The organism is Acinetobacter sp. A1-4-2 (genome assembly GCF_040233925.1).
Taxonomy (GTDB): Bacteria; Pseudomonadota; Gammaproteobacteria; order Pseudomonadales; family Moraxellaceae; genus Acinetobacter.
Genome location: NZ_CP157981.1, coordinates 965,132 through 984,185, shown reverse-complemented (window position 1 = coordinate 984,185; position 19,054 = coordinate 965,132). Strand labels below are relative to the sequence as shown.

The following is a 19,054-nucleotide window of genomic DNA, read 5'->3' as shown; positions in this document are numbered from 1 at the left end:
TTGAGGTTGTTTAACATGCCATTTTTTGGTTTTATTCCTTCTGCAGAATTATTAACAAGTATTCAAACAGGTCAGGAAAAGAAAAATTCCAGCGAACCGCTATACCCTTTACGTGACAAGACTGCATTGCTGATTAATGAAGAAATCATTGATGCTATTTTGACCGAGCTTGTGCGTCGTTTCCCAGCCAGTGATAAACGTAATACCGCTGAAAAACTGGCCGGTTATGTCAAATCAACCGTTGCAGTTTTATTGAAACAGTTGTTGAGCAAATCCTCCAATGATGTAGTAAAACAGTCAATTGAGTTTTCACAAAAAAGCCTGTTTAAAGATGCAGATGGCAATTTCCGTGTAGGTGAACCATTAGATGCCAGTCTGGTGACTAATCTTAAAAATAGTTATGCGGAAATTAAAGCAGGCAATGAGGTAAATAAAGCAGTCTTAACTGAACTTTATAAGCAGTTTGCTGAAGCGACCGTGCGTCATTTCATGAATGACTTTAATAAGACCCTAGATTTGGGCATGATCAAGCGTAAAGCTGCCGATCTGGGTTCTGCTGCAGTGATTAAAGCCGTACATATTGCTGTGGAAAAAATCATTCCGCATCTAACCAAAGGTGAGCTGTTAGTGCTGGCTGAATATCACGATACCTTATTTCATGCTTGAGCAGATTTAACATGATCTAAAACCTGGTAATCGCCAGGTTTTTTTATTGCAAAATTTTATTCGTAGAAATAAGTGTAGCACTATTGTCTTTGTGGGTATTTGTCTTGATCAAATTTATAGATGTACTGGGTATTATATAAATTTCAGAAAAGGCTTTATGATCTCTGCCTCAATCATTTATACAAATAATTTCAATATAAAGTGTTGATCAAAATCAAACCCTGATTAATTCACTTTTTATACTATTTTAGGGCTTAAATTTTTATCTCTCTCACGTTTTTTATAGCAACAATCATCAAGAAAAATTTCAATTTATGAACTTGTAAGATGGTTGTCTAGCAAGCAGATTTTCGCATGCTTGAATAAGAGATAAAAAAGCAGGAATTCTTCTAAATTTTGTTTTCAAATAGACTTTTTTAGCGATCTGATACAAAGAAGCCATAACAGAACATATTTTTACCTCACCGGTAAATATTAGATGATTTATTACAATTAAGCATCCATCCAACCAGATACAATGTTCTGATGTTTTTTCAGACAAACACTTCCTGATAATGCAAAATCACTACTAAATTTCATATTCTGGGCTTATATAAAACGTATCATTGCAAACAATATAAAGAACCGGGCTGGATCAGCTCAAGCAGACTGAACTTTAATTTGCAGTTCTTCTGCTGAGTATACACAGTACAGTTCAAAGAACTGGCATCAAATACATGGATTTATGCAACAAATAACGTTCTTTGTCTTTTTTTGTATATGGACTTGTAGATAGAGCCCTGGTCAATGCTATCTTAACCACTTGAAAAATTCCGTTATCTTTCATGAAATGGATTTTTGGTCACTATATTTGTAATACCGTCTTTTAGCGTCGTGATGTCAATTTACACACACTGATTATGTTTTTGGAACTTTGAGTAATATGTTAAGTATCAACTTTTATAACAGCATTAAACGTCTTCCTTTACTTCTCGGTGCACTTTCCATCACCAGTTTCTGTCAAGCTAACGATTTTTATAATCACCCCGCATATAACAGCTTTAAACAAAAGACCATGCAAACTTATAGCTTGAGTGCAGAACAGGTCGATTGGGCCATGAATGGCTCAAAAAACCTGCCTAATATCATCAATATCATGAACCTCCCTGGTGAAAGTAAACCCTGGTATGAATATAAAACCAATTTTATGGCGGAAAGCACCATTCAGCGTGGGGTACGTTTCAAAACTCAATATGCCGACACTTTAAACCGCGCTGAACAGCAGTTTGGTGTACCGCAATCGATCATTTTAGGGATTTTAGGGGTAGAAACCGGTTTTGGTGCCAATAAGGGTAATTTCATTACCCGTGATGCCCTGGCAACCTTAGGCTTCGGCTATGAGCGACGTGCCCAGTATTTCCAGGATGAGCTCGCGGCACTGATTGCATGGACCTATAAAGATGGAGTACCTGCCAGCTCAGTCGTTGGCTCTTATGCTGGAGCGATTGGTTATCCTCAATTCATGCCGAGCAACATTAGCAAAATGGGCGTGGACTATGATGGCAATGGACATATTGACTTAAGAAATTCTGCCGTAGATGCTATTGGTTCTATTGCCAACTACTTGGCACAACATGGATGGCAACGCAATCAACCCATCGGCTTTGCTGCCCGCTATACAGGGAATAATCCAGACTCAATTATTGCAAAAGATTTGGAACAGCCAACACCATATGGCGCTTTAAAAAATCAAGGCATCACCCCGATCAATCCGATTGTACAAATTGATGATCTGGATATGGTAAATATTATTCAACTTCAAGATAGTTATGGCCCGATTTATTATATTACCTATCCAAATTTTCAGGTCATTACGACCTACAATAAGAGTCGCATGTATGCTACAGCGGTATGGCAATTAGGTAACGAAATCATCAGTCGTTAAGACTGATTTTTACCAAACAATAATAAAGTCAAGATTTATTTTTACCAAATTGTTCATAAAATGAACATTTTAAATATTATGTTACAATATTGATTAAATTTTAATCTAAAAACGATGCTTTTCTGTGCTTTTTGTAATTATTTTAATTAAAAAGTAGACAGCTTTAGCTTGGCATGAATATTATCCATCTCGTCAAATGTAGTTGCAAAAGAGAATTAACAGACTTGATCGCTTTTATTTCAATCGCTTAATTGAGATAAAAGAGCAGTCTTTAGGAGTTTAATAATGCATTCCTCGATAAAGTATATTTTAGCCTTAACCACCACCTTTGCCCTGAGTCAGTCTCAAGCAGAATTGGTGCAGTCATCATTTAATACCGATAGTGACAACTCCCGCTTGGCCACGCGTGTATTAAATAAAGATGCTCAAAATTTTAATTCCCACTTTTCAAATTTAAATAGTCTTTCAATCGCTGAACGTTCTGGTGATAAAATTCGTCGTCAAACGATTGCTGCAAAAATTGAAATCCCTGCAGACGAGCCTTCAGTGATTGAAAAGCTAAATACTGTTGCATCGAATACAGTACGTAAATTTAGCCAAACTGGTGCAGCTTCTTGGTACGGTCGTCAGTTCCATGGCCGTAAAACTGCAAGTGGTGAAACTTTCGATATGAATGGTTTAACTGCAGCTCACCGTAGCCTGCCATTGAACTGCTATATTCGCGTAACCAATAAAAACAATGGTAAGAGCGTAGTGGTAAAAGTGAACGACCGTGGTCCATTCCATGGTAACCGTGTTCTAGACTTATCTTATGGTGCTGCAAAACAACTTGGTATTACCAATGCAGGTACTGCAAAAGTAAACATCGAACGTGTGGATGGTCCAAATTCATAAGAGCTTGCCAGACTCCTGATACATTTGACACAAAAGCCACTTCTCGTGGCTTTTTTAATGCTTGACCAAAAGTACCCATCTCCTCAATCTTGTTCACTACACCCCAACATCACCCATCCTTTACAAACAAATATTACTAAGCCGCTCATGTGAGGACTGCTGTCTGGTTTATATTTTATCTTTATAAGAATAAAGTATGGATTGATGGATATTCATCAATAAAAAGCCGGAGTAAACAAGGGAAGCTATAACAGAATAGCTGAATGGATATAGAGAAAACCATCAGAACAAAATTAACAAAGTCATTCACTGAGCTTATGTGCTCGCTATTTTATTTTCGATCATTGCTCTTGCTCATTTCAGTGCGTTAATCACGGCCTTAATTTTGGTTTTAAGCTTGGTCTTTTTGCATGACTAAACTTAGTCCTTGCTGTCGCAATGGCTGCTCTCATTCTAATCATGGCGTGGCTGATTTTTATTTTGCCTCTAGGAACAAGATTTTATATTGCGCTTTTCATTTTAGCCTGAATCGGGCAACTTTATAGCCATAAAGTCGAGAGAAAAAAGCCTTCCGTGTTTAAATATCTCCAGTTCCTCCTGATTGGCCGCGTATGGTGCATGAATGGCTACACAATAAAACCACCACAAAAAATTTAAACCCGCCAAAAATCGCAAAACAACGTAATTTAAGAGCACTTATCGTTTTAGCCTTCTGAAGAACCTTTATTGATAGGTTCTCCCTTTCTATTTCAACCATACTTCCGCATATCATTATTGTTGAGCATGAGTAATCCAGTGAATTAACCCACCTTTTTCAGAGTACTCATATTCTTCATAGAACCCGACCGTATCTCCTTTTTGCAATCCATCAATGTGGGGATTTAAATCGATATTATGAGCCACTAACACGGTTAGGCCATTCTGCAATTGTAGAATAAACTTTTGATGACGTGAGCCGTTGTTATCATCCACTAAAACCACTTTGACTGTTCCGCTTGACTGGAGCTGTATATTGTTTTTTTGTGTTTGAAAGGCCTGTTGATTTTTTGCATCATCATTTGGAATTTGAAAATTTGATGATTTCGAATCTAGAGAGGCTTTCTGAAATTGTGATTTCGATAAAATTTCAGTATGTGCTTTTGAATTGCGGAGCAATTGATTTAAAGGATTTTGCCGTTGTTGTAAATCAATACCAAAATAGACAGCAACTAAAATAAGAATAATGGCATCGATGCCCATCTGGGCTTTGTTCACCATCTTTATTGCTCTCTCATAATTCTAAACTCTGCATAAAAAAAGCCCCAAACGGGGCTTTTTTTGCAAATAATCAGAGATTATTTTGCAGCAGCTTGAGCAGCAGCAACTTCTTCAGCGAAAGAAAGTTCAGCTTTTTTCTCAATACCTTCACCCACTTCAAAGCGAACGAATTGAGCAACTGTAGTAGCAGTTGATTTAAGAACGTCAGCAACTTTCTTGTCGTTGTCGATTACGTACATTTGACGCTCAAGAACAACTTCGTTCAAGTATTTTTCAACTGAACCAGTTACCATTTTTTCAACGATGTTTGCAGGTTTACCTGATTCCAATGCTTTCGCTTCAGCAATTTCTTTTTCTTTAGCGATAAGATCAGCAGATACGCCTTCCGCAGTTACAGCAACCGGGTTGAACGCAGCAACGTGCATCGCAATACCTTTACCAGTCGCAGCATCACCATTGTAAGATACAACAACACCAATTTTTAAACCGTGTTTGTAAACTGCAAGGTTTTCGCCTTCAACAATTTTTGCACGACGTACTTGGATGTTTTCACCGATTTTTTGAACAAGAGCAATACGCGCTTCTTCAACAGTTGAACCATCTTCAAGTTTCAATTCAGCAATTTTAGCAGCATCAGTTTCGTTTGCAGCAAGCGCAGCAGCAGCAACTTTAGTCGAGAAACCAGCAAAGTTTTCGTCTTTAGCAACGAAGTCAGTTTGGCAGTTTACTTCTACAAGAATAGCTTTATTGCCTTCTTGAACGATAGTGATTGCACCATCAGCAGCAATGTTGCCAGCTTTTTTAGCTGCTTTTGCTTGACCAGATTTACGAAGGTTATCAATCGCTAATTCGATGTCACCGTTCGCTTCTGTTAATGCTTTTTTACATTCCATCATTGCTAAACCAGTACGGTCACGCAATTCTTTTACCATGCTCGCAGTAACTGCAGTCATGTTATTCTCCTAAATACGGTAGAAAAATGAATCTGTTCAACAAAAACGGCCCAAAGTGTTCTCTGGACCGTTTCGCTTTCTTGACGCTTAATTTGCCACGGTTACATGTCGCAAAAATGACAATTCTGCGTCAAAACGCATTAAGCCTCTGGAGCTTCTTTAGCAGCTTCTTCGCCTTTAGCTTGAGCATTTGCTTGTGATTGAGCGTACTCTTTACCAGCAAGGATAGCATCAGCCATAGCAGAAGCGTAAAGTGTAACCGCACGGATCGCATCGTCGTTACCAGGAATAACGTAATCTACGTTGTCTGGGTTAGAGTTTGTATCAACGATACCGATTACAGGAATACCCAAGTTTTTAGCTTCTTTAATCGCGATTGATTCGTGGTCAACGTCAATTACGAATAATGCGTCAGGTAAACCACCCATGTTTTTAACGCCGCCTAAAGCACGTTCAAGTTTTTCCATTTCACGAGTACGTTCTAAAGCTTCACGTTTAGTAAGTTTAGCGAAAGTACCGTCAGTAGATTGAGTTTGAAGATCTTTTAAACGGTTGATAGATTGGCGAAGTGTTTTCCAGTTCGTCAACATACCACCTAACCAGCGGTGGTCTACGTATGGTTGACCAGCGCGTTGAGCTTGTTCACGAATGATGTTAGAAGCAGCACGTTTAGTACCAACAAACAATACTTTGTTCTTTTTGCTTGCAAGATTGTTAACAAAGTTCAAAGCATCATTTAACGCAGGAACAGTGTGCTCAAGGTTGATGATGTGAATTTTGTTACGCGCACCAAAGATGTATTCGCGCATCTTTGGGTTCCAGAAACGAGTTTGGTGACCGAAGTGAGCGCCTGCTTGAAGAAGGTCGCGCATGCTTACGTTGTAATCTGCCATTTTCTTTACCTTAAAGTTTGGGTTAGGCCTCCATATATCCGCATTCTCCACTCTTGCGAGCACCCAGAGAAATGTGTCGATATATGTGCGGATTTTATTGCCCCATCGCACAAAGCCCGTGAAATTTATTCACGAAAAAGCATTTGATAAAATGGGCGGCTATTTATACCATAGTCACACACAAATTTCCAAAAGTTTTTAAAGATCATGAACAGTACTTACGAAGCTCCCCGTCGACTCATTAAAACCCCTGAAGAAATTGAAAAAATGCGTGTGGCGGGTCGACTGGCGGCTGAAGTTTTGGATATGATCAAACCGCATATCAAACCGGGGGTCTCTACACTCGAACTGGATACCATCTGCCACGATTATATCGTCAATAAACAGGATGCCATTCCTGCCTGTCTTGGTTATGGTGCAGCACCTGGCCGCCCGGCATTCCAGCATGTCATTTGTACTTCCGTCAACCACGTAGTGTGTCACGGCATTCCATCTGCAAGCAAAATCCTGAAAAAAGGCGATATTCTGAATATTGATGTCACTGTCATTAAAGACGGCTATCACGGCGACACCAATATGATGTATATCGTCGGCAGTGAAACTTCAATTCTTGCCGATCGTTTATGCAAAGTGGCGCAAGAAGCCATGTACCTCGGTATTGCGACGGTAAAACCAGGTTCTACCATTGGTGATATTGGCAATGCCATCCAGAAATATGTTGAATCAGAACGCTTTGGCGTAGTCCGTGAATATTGTGGTCATGGTATTGGCACCGTATTCCACGACGAACCGCAAGTTTTGCATTATGGTCAACCCAATACCGGTATGGTGCTTGAAGAAGGCATGACCTTTACCATTGAACCGATGGTAAACGCTGGCGACTGGAAAACCAAAATCTTAGGTGACAAATGGACGGTGGTGACCAAAGATCATAGCTTGTCCGCACAATATGAACACACCCTTTTAGTGACAAAAACTGGTGTTGAAGTATTGACTGCCCGTCCTGAAGAAGACCTGTCCCGCTTTAATCAATAAGTTCATTTCAAATTGATTTAAATGGCTACCTCTTATTGTAGCCATTTTTATTTGAAGTCCTCTTCAGTTAAACGTTTTGCTGAAAATCTGTACCACACTCAATTGATTTTCGCTTTATTTCCCACATACCGTAGTACAGTTCAATTTAACACAGGGATTTTTCATGTCCGATTTTAGCAATGTCACTGTAACCCAAAATGATGATGACACCGTTTCACTACTGATTGATCACAAGCCTATCTCTGAACGTTACGGCATGAAATTTAGTGCCAGCATTGTGGATGAACTCAAAGCTTTGGCTGATGGTCAAAACATGAAACTGTTTGATCAGTTTGTATTTTCACATACCGATTTAAACTTTGAGCATAGCTATCATTATGTGACTTGCATCCTCAAAGAAGAAGCTGGTTTCAAAGTGACGCGTAATTTTGTCTACACCATTACTGCTCAAGGTCAACAACCGATTGAACATGTCATCACCAAACAGGGGCAACCAATGACCACTGCTGATGTACATGAGTTCATTAATACCCATCTGCAAAAATCCTTAAATGATTATACCGATCTGAATTATGCTTATTGATGTTTAGTTTTTGTGATAACTTGCTAACACTACACACACTACAATTAAATAGTGCACTATTTAATTGTAGTGTTCTTTTTCACTTAGTCATTCACATTTAATTATCACTTTTAGCGCCATTTTTTAGTCATTCTTAGCCCTTTTATTCAGACTAAATATTTAATTATTAATTGTTAATGCTCAGCTGATTCAACCGGATTAAATACTTTTTTCCAATATTGCTATATTCGACCTCCCCTTTTTGGCGCAATTTAAGATAAGATAGTGTGCTTTTTTATTTTTTAATCCCTATAAGAAGGAATACTGCCGTGGACGTACGTCTCTCTGATCGTGTAAATGCCATCAAACCGTCCCCTACACTTGCTGTTACCAACAAAGCTGCCGAACTTAAAGCTGCTGGTAAAAACGTAATTGGTTTGGGTGCAGGTGAACCAGATTTTGACACCCCACAACACATCAAAGATGCAGCAATTGCAGCTATTAACAACGGTTTTACCAAATACACCGCTGTTGACGGTACTCCAGGTCTTAAAAAAGCAATTATTGCGAAATTAAAACGTGATAATAATCTTGACTATGCAGCAAACCAGATTCTGGTTTCTTGCGGTGGTAAACAGTCATTCTTTAACTTGGCACTTGCTTTGTTAAATAAAGGTGATGAAGTGATCATCCCTGCGCCATACTGGGTAAGCTATCCAGACATGGTACTCATTGCTGAAGGCGTGCCTGTTGTAGTGAAATGTGGTGAAGAACAACGTTTCAAAATCACACCTGCTCAATTAGAAGCTGCTATCACTGACAAAACCCGTTTAGTGGTATTGAACAGCCCATCTAACCCGACTGGTATGATCTACACTAAAGCTGAACTTGAAGCTTTGGCTGAAGTACTTCGCAAATACCCAGAAGTTCTCGTGGCTTCTGATGACATGTACGAACCAATCCGTTGGGACGACGAATTCTACAACATCGCCACTATTGCTCCAGACCTTTACGACCGCGTAATTGTACTGAACGGTGTATCTAAAGCCTATGCAATGACTGGCTGGCGTATCGGCTATGCAGCGGGCCCTGCCAAACTGATTGGCGCGATGAAAAAAATCCAGTCTCAATCCACTTCTAACCCGACTTCTATTTCACAAGTTGCTGCTGAAGCTGCATTGAACGGTCCTCAAGACGTTCTTGAGCCAATGGTTGAAGCTTTCAAACGTCGTCACGACCTGGTTGTGAAAGGCTTGAATGACATCAACGGTATTACTTGTTTACCTGCGGATGGTGCATTCTATGCATATGCAAACATCCGTCCGTTAATTCGTGCCAAAGGCTTAAAATCTTGCACAGAATTCTCTGCATGGTTATTGGAAGAAACTGGTGTTGCCGTTGTTCCTGGTGATGCATTCGGTCTAGGCGGTTACATGCGTATTTCTTATGCGACTGCTGACGAAGTACTGGTAGATGCGCTTGCACGTATCAAGAAAGCTGCTGATTCAATCGAAGGCGTTGACGCTGCGATTGCTTCAATTGCTGCTGAAAAATAATCTGCTTTTTCTAAAGTAAGATTTAAAAAAAACCCGCGAAATTCGCGGGTTTTTAAATCTCAGGATTTATCTTTTAAAACTTAAAAAATATCCAGATTAATTCTGCTTTAAACATATTTTAATTATTTCAATGTACTTGGCGCATGCGTCTGATCAGGTATGGTTCTAATTACCAATGCTATTCCCACTAGAACAATGATGGCAGACATAATAATCCGCCAGCTAAGCACCTCTCCAATAAACAGCGCACCGCCCATTATCGCTAAACACGGCACAGAGAGCTGCACACTGCTGGCTGTGACATGGTCAATCTGTTTCACAATGACATACCACAGCACATAGGCACCGCTTGAGGCCAAACCGCCTGACAGCACCGCCAAAAGCATACCTTGAGGCAATGCAAAACTTTTTGTGTAAAACACAGCATAAGCCAGCAGTACAAAAGGAATCGCCATAACAAAATTGGCCAAGGTACTTGCCAACGGGTTTTGCATCTTCTTACCCGCAATGCTGTACATAGCCCAACCTATTCCTGAAAGCACCATAATGGCCGCATAAACTAAATTTGGTGCAGCTGCGCCTGGCAGTAAGAGAATTAAAATACCGATAATGGCAATACACAATCCAGCACCTCGGCGCATATTGATTTTTTCACCATGACATAGACCATAGCCAACCATGCTTAGCTGTACCGTGCCAAATAACAGCAATGCCCCGACACCTGCATCAAGATGCAAATAGGCCAATGAGAAAGCGACTATATACAGCGCCAGAAAAAATCCGTTTTTAACACTCCATTCAATTTTGGTTTTTTGTGCAGAAAATAGGTAAAGCACCAATAAAACGACCGCGCCACTACATACACGAATCAAACTGAAACTCATCGGGTCAATTTGCTGGCCTGCAAGTGCCAGACGACACAGGACAGAATTGGCAGCAAAGGCCAACATTGCGATTCCTATTTTAATCAGCAGCACACAACAATCCTTATTTGGCTACAACTGAATAAAAATCACGTTAGCACACTTTTTTTATTTTTCTGATTGAATGCATAAAAATAAAAAAATTATCTTTATTTATCATTTAAACATGAGACTACTCAGTATTTGAACTTCAATAAATTGGTATTTTAATCTGCAATAAATAAGACCATATTCAGTCAGGAAAGGAAGATGAAAATCAGCGAAAGATAGAACTACAACTATTATAGGTCATGTGTACAGGAAAAATTCCAGCTAGAAGTATCAGTGAAACCATGCCGATGCAACTCTATCAGGTCAACAAAGGAAATATTCACTTTAAAGTAAAAGCAGACTATCGTCATTTAAACCCATTGAGTGGCGTACATGCCGATTTTATAGCAACCATACTGAATCCGTCATCGGGTGTGCCGTTCACAGTATTATGGAAGCAGCAGATTATGGCACCATCAATTTAAATATAAAAATGTGCTGCCCTATTCCTCAAGATCAACAACTGCTTGCCACAAGAACCGTCATCAATATCCATAAAACCTGGGTATTTCTGAAGGTGAAATTATCGATGAAGATGGTAAACTTTATGCCCATGCCACCGCGACATGTATGATTATCCGTTAATACGCAATATGCTGCATTTAGAGCTTAAGTCATTTCCTAAACTCTTATTCTAGTGCAAGATTAAACGGCCGATTTAAATGATTTTGTTAGAGCAGATAAAGCCACTTCTGGACGTGAAGTGCCTTTATAAATACATAAATATTTAAATACGCTATCGAGTGATATAGAGAGTTTCTTCTGTTCCGACACCGACCATACTTTAGAATTGTTGCGTCCAGATAAAGCGCTGCCATTCAACTGATACAAATACAGATCATGATCACGTTGCAAAGGTTGCTTGCGACCATTCGAATAACTATCCAGCAGCAATTGACAAGGTGAATTAATCAACCATTTATCGCTAAACCAAAGCTGCAACAAGTCACCCAAATATAAGACTTGAGTTCCGACAGGCCACACCTGGATGTAAGCATCCTCAACAGCGGTCTGATAGCGCTGCGGGTCTTGAATAATAGAAAGGTAGTTGTCTTGATAAAAAGATAAATTTGAAAAAATTTCGGCAATCGTCAGCGTATGCATTCGCTTTCTCCTGTTTAGCCATTTTAGTGCTGGCAAGTTGGTTTAAATCCACACTGTTTGAACTTACATTCAAACGCTCTGTTATGTATTTAATCTAACAATCCAGTTTTGGCTGTGCAAGTTTTTTTAGGATTTTTAATTGAGTTGTTTAAATAAAAAGCATACAGCATAAAAATTAAGGAATCATGACACTTTTAGCTTGACCCCCTATAAAATCTGCTTATAATCGCATGCAGATTCTCCAATAGCTCAGTCGGTAGAGCGACGGACTGTTAATCCGCAGGTCCCTGGTTCGAGCCCAGGTTGGAGAGCCAAATACGAAAAAGCCCGCAGCACTAAAGCGGGCTTTTTTATTACCTAAATAATCTATAATTATCTAATCATCAGATAAATCCTAAGCCAGGCCATAAAAAAAAGCGCATCGAAATGCGCTTTTTCTATGCTCACTCACCTCAACGTGGATCAATAGCAGGATTGTTTTTATTGTTGAGGTAAAGGAATATATTGTGAATTATTATTCTGTGCTTTACGTTCAGTCACCACCACATTCAGGGTTAATGGCTGCTCATCTCGCACCACTTCAACTTTAATGGTGCTATTCGGTGCTTGCAAGGCTACATAATTAATCAAATGGGAAGCAGAAGTGATCGGTTCACCATTGACCTGGATAATTTTATCACCCTTTTTAATTCCCGCCTTGGCTGCAGGACCACGAGGAAGTACGTCAGCAACGACTACGCCAGTTTGCTTAGGTTCAAGAATATTGTCCTGTTGCACTGGCATGAGGCTAATGCCCAACCAGCCGCGAACTACACGACCATCTTTCAGAATTGAATTGAGAATTTGCTGACACACTTTCGCAGGAATGGCAAAACCAATCCCCAGTGAACCACCAGATTGCGAGAAAATAGCCGTATTCACACCAATCAGATTACCCGCCACATCAATCAGTGCCCCACCCGAGTTCCCCGGATTAATCGCCGCATCAGTTTGAATGAAGTCTTCATAAGTATTAATGCCTAAATCTGAGCGGTTGGTGGCGGAAATAATCCCTTGAGTGACCGTTTGTCCCACACCGAATGGGTTACCAATGGCAAGCACCACATCCCCAACTTCATTGCCGCTGAGTTTAAAAGGCAAAACCGGCAGCTTGTCGAGTTCAATCTTAATTACCGCCAGATCGGAATCCGGGTCTGTGCCAATCACTTTAGCGACCGCACGGCGTCCATCATTCAGACCCACCACAATCTGTTCAGCCTGAGCAATTACATGATTGTTGGTCAAGATATAGCCATCTGAACGTACAATAACACCCGACCCCAGACTGTTTTCATTTTGCTCCTGATCAAACTGTTCAGGGACCTGATCACCAAAAAACTCGCGAAATGCAGGGTCATTTAACAAAGGGTGCTCTGCTTTATTCACTTTCTGGGTAGTGAAAATATTTACCACCGCAGGAGCCGCCACTTTCACGGCATTACTGTAAGATTCGACTGCACCCGCCCTGTTGGTATTAACTAAAGGCTCGACTTTTTCTCTTGGCATTTTTATACCGTCAGATGCAACAGGGGCTTGCGGCTTCTGAGAATGTTGCCAGACAAGAAAACCGAGAGTGACTAAAACAAGTAAAACCCAAGGTAACCATGAAAAGGTGCGGCGCACGGTAATTTCCTCTAACAATATTTTAATTCGTTGATGACTAAGTAATTTATCGGCCATTGTAAAATGAAATACAGCAGGAAACTTAAAAATAATTCAGAGTTTTGTGCTGCTTTAGTTACAATTCAAAATATCTTTTGATGATATTCAATATTAAGGCTTTTGAGAAATTTATGGCAAAGCTCAGCGAGATTATTCAGTGGTGTGATCAAACCCTGAAATCACACGAATTTAAAGACTATGCACCAAATGGCCTGCAAATAGAAGGCAAACCGGAGATTAGTAGAATTTTGTGTGCTGTTACGGCATCTCAGGATGCGATTGAAGCTGCAATTGAACGAGGTGCCGACTTACTGCTGGTGCATCATGGCTATTTCTGGAAAGGTGAACCCTACCCGATTACAGGTATGCGTGGTAAACGTATTAAAAGCCTGATTCAGCATGATATCTCACTGGTCGGCTATCACTTACCTTTAGATAGTCACCCTACTTTAGGTAATAATGCCGCGATTGCCGAGATGTTAGCATTAGAAAATATTGAAGCTTTAGATCCAGCTGAACGCAACCCGATTGGCAATATTGGTTATTTAAAAAACGCCATGTCTGCTGAAGACTTTAAACAGTATGTCTCTGAACGTTTAAATTTTAATGCTATCCATCTTCCCGCAGAAAAAACCAGCATTCAGAAAGTGGCTTATTGTACCGGTGGCGCGCAAGATTTTATTGACAAAGCTGCTGCGCAAAATTGTGATGCCTACATTTCCGGTGAGGTCAGTGAACGGACTTTTTATGAGGCCAAAGAACTGAATGTGCACTACTATGCCTGCGGGCATCATGCCACCGAACGTTATGGAGTACAACGTCTGGCAAAAGCTATTTCAGAACAGTTCGATATTGAGTATAGTTACTTTGAATTAAACAATCCGATTTAATTTAATGACGGTTTAACATTTTCTTTATACGTATAAATTGAGGCTTTATTCTGTATTGTTATTTATAAGCAATGCGCAATTTTCCTCAAGAATCTATTACAATAAAGCGACTTAATGTTAAAACCCAGCAAAATGCAAGGAATTGAAGACATGACAACGATTACTTTACCGGCACTTCCATACGGTTATGAAGATCTTGCTCCGCACATCAGCAAAGAAACTTTAGAATACCATCACGACAAACACCACAACACTTACGTTGTAAACTTGAATAACCTGATCAAAGGCACAGACCTTGAAGGTAAAACTTTAGAAGAAATCATTAAAGCATCTGCTGGTGATGCTGCTAAAGTTGGCGTGTTCAACAACGCGGCTCAAGTTTGGAACCATACATTCTACTGGAACTGTATGGCTAAAAATGGTGGTGGTAAAGCGACTGGTGCTTTAGCGGCTAAAATTGATGAAGCTTTCGGTTCTTATGAAAAATTTGCTGAAGAATTCGCTGCTGCTGCAACCACTCAATTCGGTTCAGGCTGGGCTTGGTTAGTTGCTGATGAAGTAAATGGTAACTTATCTATCCTTAAAACTTCAAATGCTGACACTCCACTTGCTCATGGTAAAGTTGCGGTGTTGACTATTGATGTTTGGGAACATGCTTACTACATCGACTTCCGCAATGCACGTCCTGCTTACATCAAAACTTTCCTAGAAAGCTTGGTAAACTGGGATTACGCAAATGCTAAATATGCTGGTCAAGCTGCTGGCGTTGAAAAATAAGAAATAAAATATTTTTTATTTTTTGCTTAAAAAATCACCCTTTATGGGTGATTTTTTTATTTTCAGGACCCAAACGCATATTAATAAAGCAAATAATTCGTTTCTTTACATTATCTTGTTGACGACTTTAGTTTTCATCCCTAAAATGCGCATCAGATTCTCCAATAGCTCAGTCGGTAGAGCGACGGACTGTTAATCCGCAGGTCCCTGGTTCGAGCCCAGGTTGGAGAGCCATCTATTCTTTCATAGCTCAGTCGGTAGAGCGACGGACTGTTAATCCGCAGGTCCCTGGTTCGAGCCCAGGTGGAAGAGCCAAGATTCTAGAAAGCCCACTCATTGCGAAGTGGGCTTTTTTTATTCAGCAGATTTACATTTCCTGCAATCTGCACTTTTACAATCTCTACTTTTGAGTCATCACTTTTTCTTAAAATTGTAGATCATTCTCCTATCTCTTGTTCGCTGATTAAAATTTGGTTATGTTCATTCTAATAACAATATTCTAATAAACTGCTATGAATGCCACCTGGTTAAAATCTCTAATTTTCTGGATTATTTTGATTGTTGTCATGTTCGCCGTTTTTCAATGTAGTCAAAATTCTGAAAATAAAAAACAGGCTTCTGCGCTCATGTATGAACGCCTGTTTCATTGCACCCGTAATTTAGTCCAAAAGAACCCGGAGGTTTTAAAACACATTCAGCAGCAACTCAAACCTGAGCTTACCCAAGCTGAAGTGATGAAATTGCTGGACGAATGCCGTCAAGCTCACCCATTACAAAGCAAAGAAAACTATATAGACCTAATAAAATCACTTAAATAACCAGCAATAAGTTTATTTTTAAAACATTCAATTCATTTTCATGGCTTTTTTAACACTAAACCCTTGACCCTGTAAGCTGAGATACATAGAATGCGTACCAGATTCTCCAATAGCTCAGTCGGTAGAGCGACGGACTGTTAATCCGCAGGTCCCTGGTTCGAGCCCAGGTTGGAGAGCCAAATTCTAAAAACCCACTCAACAGAGTGGGTTTTTTCTTATATCAAGATTTTATTGTGTTCAATTCAAGTCAACTTACTTTTTTTATTATTGGTTGCATTGCCACTCTTGCTTTGCTGACGCTTGTTTTTCAGCAACTGTTCAAACCACAGCAGAATTTTTTCCCTAAACGTGTGATCACGCCTTTTGAAAGCAAAATGTTTATCCGGCTGAAAGAAGCTTTTCCACAGCATCATATTCTGGCTCAAGTTGCTTTTAGCGCATTAATCACCAATGACAACTTTAAGATACGCAACAAGTTTAACCGTAAAGTCACCGACTTCGTTTTACTGAATCAAAAGCTCGAAGTGGTCGCGATTATTGAACTGGATGATCCCAGCCATATAGGTAAGGAACAGGAAGATGCCGAGCGTGATGCCATGCTGAACGAAGCAGGCTATCAGGTCTATCGCTATACCGATATTCCAAGTACCCACAACTTAAAAAAAGACATTTTAAATTAATTCCATTTCGACATAAAAAAAGCCACCGTATGATGCGGTGGCTGAATTCAGTATCAATCTCAATTATTTGCTGGCTTGCTGTTCAGACAGCTCTACAGTGGGCTTAGAAGCAGCCTGTTCAGCTGCTTCACGGGCTTTGATCCGCTCCAGCATTTCAGCCTGCTGCTGTTGATATTTTTGCTGGTTTTTCTCGTCGCTACTGACTGCCAGATAGGCCATAGAGACCAGAAAAATCGGGATAAGTAAACCAAGGCTCATCAGAATAATCATCTTCTTGGGGTGTGGCTTCGCGCCTGACTGCGACATAATCAATACCTGTCAATCTATATACACACTAAATTTGCCTGTCCAATATAACAAAACCCTGTGCTGTCTCAACAGATCATTCACCTACTTTGTAAACCCGCATCAAAAAGCCGGTCGAAACCGGCTTTTTATCTCTACAGTCAGACAGCAAGCTGAATTTGCTGCAATACCTCTTGCAAGGTTTTAAGATAATCAAAGTCTGCTTCAGGCTTGTCTTGCATTCGCCAAGCCACATAACCATCCGGACGTACCAGTACCGCACCCGCTTCATGGATTTCAGATTTCTGGTTCCAGGTTCCGTAAACATCGCGGTATTCGCGGGAACCAATCTGAATCACATCCAGATAAGGTAAATTCATAGCATGCACCGCATTTTTCCAGCCTGTACCAGACAGCCCAGTCAACAAGGTAAAGCGGCCCTGTCCTACGATATCTAAGGTCGATTGCTTCTGTCCTTTGGCATTAATCAGCCAGGTATGCGGCACTTTTGCCCCCGGGCGTGTCGTTGCCTGCAAGTAAAGCTGCGAATCTTGCATAAAGGTTTCCGCTGTCGCCTCGGCAATCACAGCATTTGAATCATAACGCTGATTCAGCTCTACCCCTTGGGCATTAAATTCGAAATGCTTAATCTCGAGCGCCTGGAATAATTTTTGACGAATCTCGGCACCCGCGTCATCTTCAGCGAAAATTCGCTGCAACATTTCTGCCTGTGTCGTTACACCATGATCAAAACCAAAGACATCTTTCAAATGCTTATAGTCAAAGCGGGATTGATTGGCACGGGCCACAATTTGCTTGCCCACAGGTGCACGCTCACGAGTATAAGAATCCAGCAAGCTTTCTTTGGCCCAGCCTTTCACTGCATAGGCCAGTTTCCAGCCGAGGTTAAAGGCATCCTGCATGCAGGTATTAGAGCCTAAACCACTGGATGGTGGATGACGGTGTACGGCATCTCCGCCGCAGAACACACGACCTTTGGAATACTCTGTCGCCCAGGTCTGATTTACATACCAATAGGACAGTTTTTGGATTTCTACTTCTTCAACTTCAGTCCCAACAAAGGCATTCAGGCGAGCACGAACCTGTTCCTCAGTCACCTGCGGCTCACCTTTGGAAATATCAAAGCCCCAACCCATAATCCACTCATTCCATGGGGTAATAGCGCGCAGCAGCCCCATACCCAAGTCACCAAAGCTGGCTTCAGGATTGACAATCCATTGCAGGATTGCTGGACGATGCTGCACATATTGGCTTAAATCCGCCCTGAAGGTCACATACACAGTACCAGCACGCGCCATGACGCCTTCCAACGGCAGATTTAACTGCTCAACAATTTTAGAACGTGCACCATCCATACCCACCAGATATTTGGCACGCAAGCTAAACTCAGTATTGGTAATCCGGTTTAAAAAGGTTGCCGTCACACCGTATTCATCCTGAGTATGAGACAGGTATTCGGTATTAAAGTTATAAATGGCACCGCGTTCGGCGGCATTCTTTGCTAACAATGCTTCCATTTTCGGCTGAATCAAATCCACCAATGGACATGGACTGCCTTTAATATAATCGCCATGTCGTTCATCGCCGGTACCCCAGGCGCTAAGACGGGCAATTTCTTCCCCGACCAGACTGGTGGTAATCAGGCTTTCCCCCATCTGTTCCCAGGGCGTGGCAATCTGCTTAACCTGTTCTTCTACGCCGAGATCGCGCAACACTTCCATGGCCCGCTGATTGGTAATATGTGCACGTGGACTGTTGGCCAGCCAGCTAAACTGGGTAAAAAGCTGGACTTTAATACCATAATTGGCCAATGCCAGCCCCAAGGTTGACCCTGCAGGACCTGTTCCTACTACCAGCACATCCGTATCAAATTGCTCAGACATCACCTACTCCTTTTCAATGTCACCCTTCAGCTGTCTGATCTCAGTGTATGCAACCGCGTTATTTTGCAGAACACCCATAGACTTAAACTATGGTTGCATAGTTTTTAGGTCTGCCACATTTCATAATCTGATTTGCAGCATC

Annotated in this window: 18 protein-coding genes, 4 tRNA genes and 2 pseudogenes; 16 read left to right on the top strand and 8 right to left on the bottom strand. The window is 40.8% G+C overall.

Going from position 1 to position 19,054, the window contains the following annotated elements:
• The first annotated feature begins 15 nt into the window (after positions 1-15).
• The 4 genes and pseudogenes from ABJ384_RS04780 (at position 16) to ABJ384_RS04765 (ending at position 4,141) form a co-directional block, all read left to right on the top strand.
• On the top strand, positions 16-666 hold the full coding sequence (locus tag ABJ384_RS04780; protein ID WP_349929153.1) for a hypothetical protein: 651 nt from the start codon (positions 16-18) through the stop codon (positions 664-666).
• 922 nt (positions 667-1,588) lie between these two features.
• Entirely contained in the window at positions 1,589-2,590 is a 1,002-nt protein-coding gene (mltB, locus tag ABJ384_RS04775; protein WP_349929151.1) for a lytic murein transglycosylase B, read from the top strand.
• A gap of 285 nt (positions 2,591-2,875) precedes the next feature.
• Positions 2,876-3,484 (top strand): septal ring lytic transglycosylase RlpA family protein, encoded by a 609-nt coding sequence (locus tag ABJ384_RS04770; protein ID WP_086195000.1) that lies wholly within the window; start codon positions 2,876-2,878, stop codon positions 3,482-3,484.
• 259 nt (positions 3,485-3,743) lie between these two features.
• A pseudogene (locus tag ABJ384_RS04765) lies at positions 3,744-4,141 on the top strand (Mpo1-like protein).
• Positions 4,142-4,255: 114 nt separating this feature from the next.
• On the opposite strand, the gene ABJ384_RS04760 reads toward ABJ384_RS04765, so the two are convergent.
• From ABJ384_RS04760 to rpsB, 3 genes are all read right to left on the bottom strand, one after another.
• A complete protein-coding gene (locus ABJ384_RS04760) occupies positions 4,256-4,741 on the bottom strand; it encodes a DUF3465 domain-containing protein (protein ID WP_349929149.1) in 486 nt (161 codons plus the stop codon).
• Between the two features lie 77 nt (positions 4,742-4,818).
• Positions 4,819-5,694, bottom strand: a complete 876-nt coding sequence (gene tsf / locus ABJ384_RS04755) for a translation elongation factor Ts (RefSeq protein ID WP_086194999.1) — start codon at positions 5,692-5,694, stop codon at positions 4,819-4,821.
• 140 nt (positions 5,695-5,834) lie between these two features.
• Positions 5,835-6,587, bottom strand: coding sequence for a 30S ribosomal protein S2 (gene rpsB / locus ABJ384_RS04750; protein ID WP_086175302.1), 753 nt, complete (start codon positions 6,585-6,587; stop codon positions 5,835-5,837).
• 207 nt (positions 6,588-6,794) lie between these two features.
• On the opposite strand from rpsB, the gene map reads away from it, so the two are divergent.
• The 3 genes from map to ABJ384_RS04735 all read left to right on the top strand — a co-directional run bounded on the left by map (position 6,795) and on the right by ABJ384_RS04735 (position 9,740).
• On the top strand, positions 6,795-7,622 hold the full coding sequence (gene map, locus ABJ384_RS04745) for a type I methionyl aminopeptidase (protein ID WP_180044554.1): 828 nt from the start codon (positions 6,795-6,797) through the stop codon (positions 7,620-7,622).
• A gap of 163 nt (positions 7,623-7,785) precedes the next feature.
• The gene (locus tag ABJ384_RS04740) at positions 7,786-8,205 is read left to right on the top strand and encodes a hypothetical protein (RefSeq protein ID WP_349929146.1); all 420 of its coding nucleotides are present in this window, start codon (positions 7,786-7,788) and stop codon (positions 8,203-8,205) included.
• Positions 8,206-8,513: 308 nt separating this feature from the next.
• Positions 8,514-9,740 (top strand): pyridoxal phosphate-dependent aminotransferase, encoded by a 1,227-nt coding sequence (locus tag ABJ384_RS04735; protein ID WP_086194996.1) that lies wholly within the window; start codon positions 8,514-8,516, stop codon positions 9,738-9,740.
• Positions 9,741-9,862: 122 nt separating this feature from the next.
• Here the strand turns inward: ABJ384_RS04735 and ABJ384_RS04730 are convergent, their stop codons facing one another.
• On the bottom strand, positions 9,863-10,714 hold the full coding sequence (locus ABJ384_RS04730; RefSeq protein WP_349929709.1) for a DMT family transporter: 852 nt from the start codon (positions 10,712-10,714) through the stop codon (positions 9,863-9,865).
• 239 nt (positions 10,715-10,953) lie between these two features.
• On the opposite strand from ABJ384_RS04730, the pseudogene ABJ384_RS04725 reads away from it, so the two are divergent.
• Positions 10,954-11,338, top strand: a pseudogene (locus ABJ384_RS04725) (PaaI family thioesterase).
• Between the two features lie 60 nt (positions 11,339-11,398).
• Here the strand turns inward: ABJ384_RS04725 and ABJ384_RS04720 are convergent.
• Entirely contained in the window at positions 11,399-11,857 is a 459-nt protein-coding gene (locus tag ABJ384_RS04720) for a hypothetical protein (protein ID WP_349929144.1), read from the bottom strand.
• A gap of 238 nt (positions 11,858-12,095) precedes the next feature.
• Between ABJ384_RS04720 and ABJ384_RS04715 the strand changes: the two genes are divergently transcribed.
• A tRNA-Asn gene (locus tag ABJ384_RS04715) sits at positions 12,096-12,171 on the top strand.
• Positions 12,172-12,337: 166 nt separating this feature from the next.
• On the opposite strand, the gene ABJ384_RS04710 is transcribed toward ABJ384_RS04715, so the two are convergent.
• Entirely contained in the window at positions 12,338-13,519 is a 1,182-nt protein-coding gene (locus ABJ384_RS04710) for a trypsin-like peptidase domain-containing protein (protein WP_180042741.1), read from the bottom strand.
• Between the two features lie 170 nt (positions 13,520-13,689).
• On the opposite strand from ABJ384_RS04710, the gene ABJ384_RS04705 reads away from it, so the two are divergent.
• From ABJ384_RS04705 to ABJ384_RS04675, 7 genes are all read left to right on the top strand, one after another.
• On the top strand, positions 13,690-14,448 hold the full coding sequence (locus ABJ384_RS04705; protein ID WP_349929142.1) for a Nif3-like dinuclear metal center hexameric protein: 759 nt from the start codon (positions 13,690-13,692) through the stop codon (positions 14,446-14,448).
• Positions 14,449-14,598: 150 nt separating this feature from the next.
• Positions 14,599-15,225 carry a superoxide dismutase gene (locus ABJ384_RS04700; protein WP_086195136.1) on the top strand — a complete coding sequence of 209 codons (627 nt, stop codon included), beginning with the start codon at positions 14,599-14,601 and terminating at the stop codon, positions 15,223-15,225.
• 158 nt (positions 15,226-15,383) lie between these two features.
• A tRNA-Asn gene (locus tag ABJ384_RS04695) sits at positions 15,384-15,459 on the top strand.
• Positions 15,460-15,464: 5 nt separating this feature from the next.
• Positions 15,465-15,540, top strand: a tRNA-Asn gene (locus tag ABJ384_RS04690).
• 251 nt (positions 15,541-15,791) lie between these two features.
• A complete protein-coding gene (locus ABJ384_RS04685; RefSeq protein WP_349929140.1) occupies positions 15,792-16,043 on the top strand; it encodes a hypothetical protein in 252 nt (83 codons plus the stop codon).
• Positions 16,044-16,146: 103 nt separating this feature from the next.
• A tRNA-Asn gene (locus ABJ384_RS04680) sits at positions 16,147-16,222 on the top strand.
• A 54-nt stretch (positions 16,223-16,276) separates the two neighbouring features.
• Complete coding sequence (locus tag ABJ384_RS04675) at positions 16,277-16,723, top strand: DUF2726 domain-containing protein (RefSeq protein WP_349929138.1); 447 nt, start codon at positions 16,277-16,279, stop codon at positions 16,721-16,723.
• Between the two features lie 63 nt (positions 16,724-16,786).
• On the opposite strand, the gene ABJ384_RS04670 is transcribed toward ABJ384_RS04675, so the two are convergent.
• Both ABJ384_RS04670 and ABJ384_RS04665 read right to left on the bottom strand, forming a co-directional pair.
• Positions 16,787-17,029: a hypothetical protein gene (locus tag ABJ384_RS04670; RefSeq protein WP_349929136.1), complete on the bottom strand. Its 243-nt coding sequence runs from the start codon at positions 17,027-17,029 to the stop codon at positions 16,787-16,789.
• Positions 17,030-17,169: 140 nt separating this feature from the next.
• Entirely contained in the window at positions 17,170-18,912 is a 1,743-nt protein-coding gene (locus ABJ384_RS04665) for an FAD-dependent monooxygenase (RefSeq protein WP_349929134.1), read from the bottom strand.
• Between the last annotated feature and the right edge of the window lie 142 nt (positions 18,913-19,054).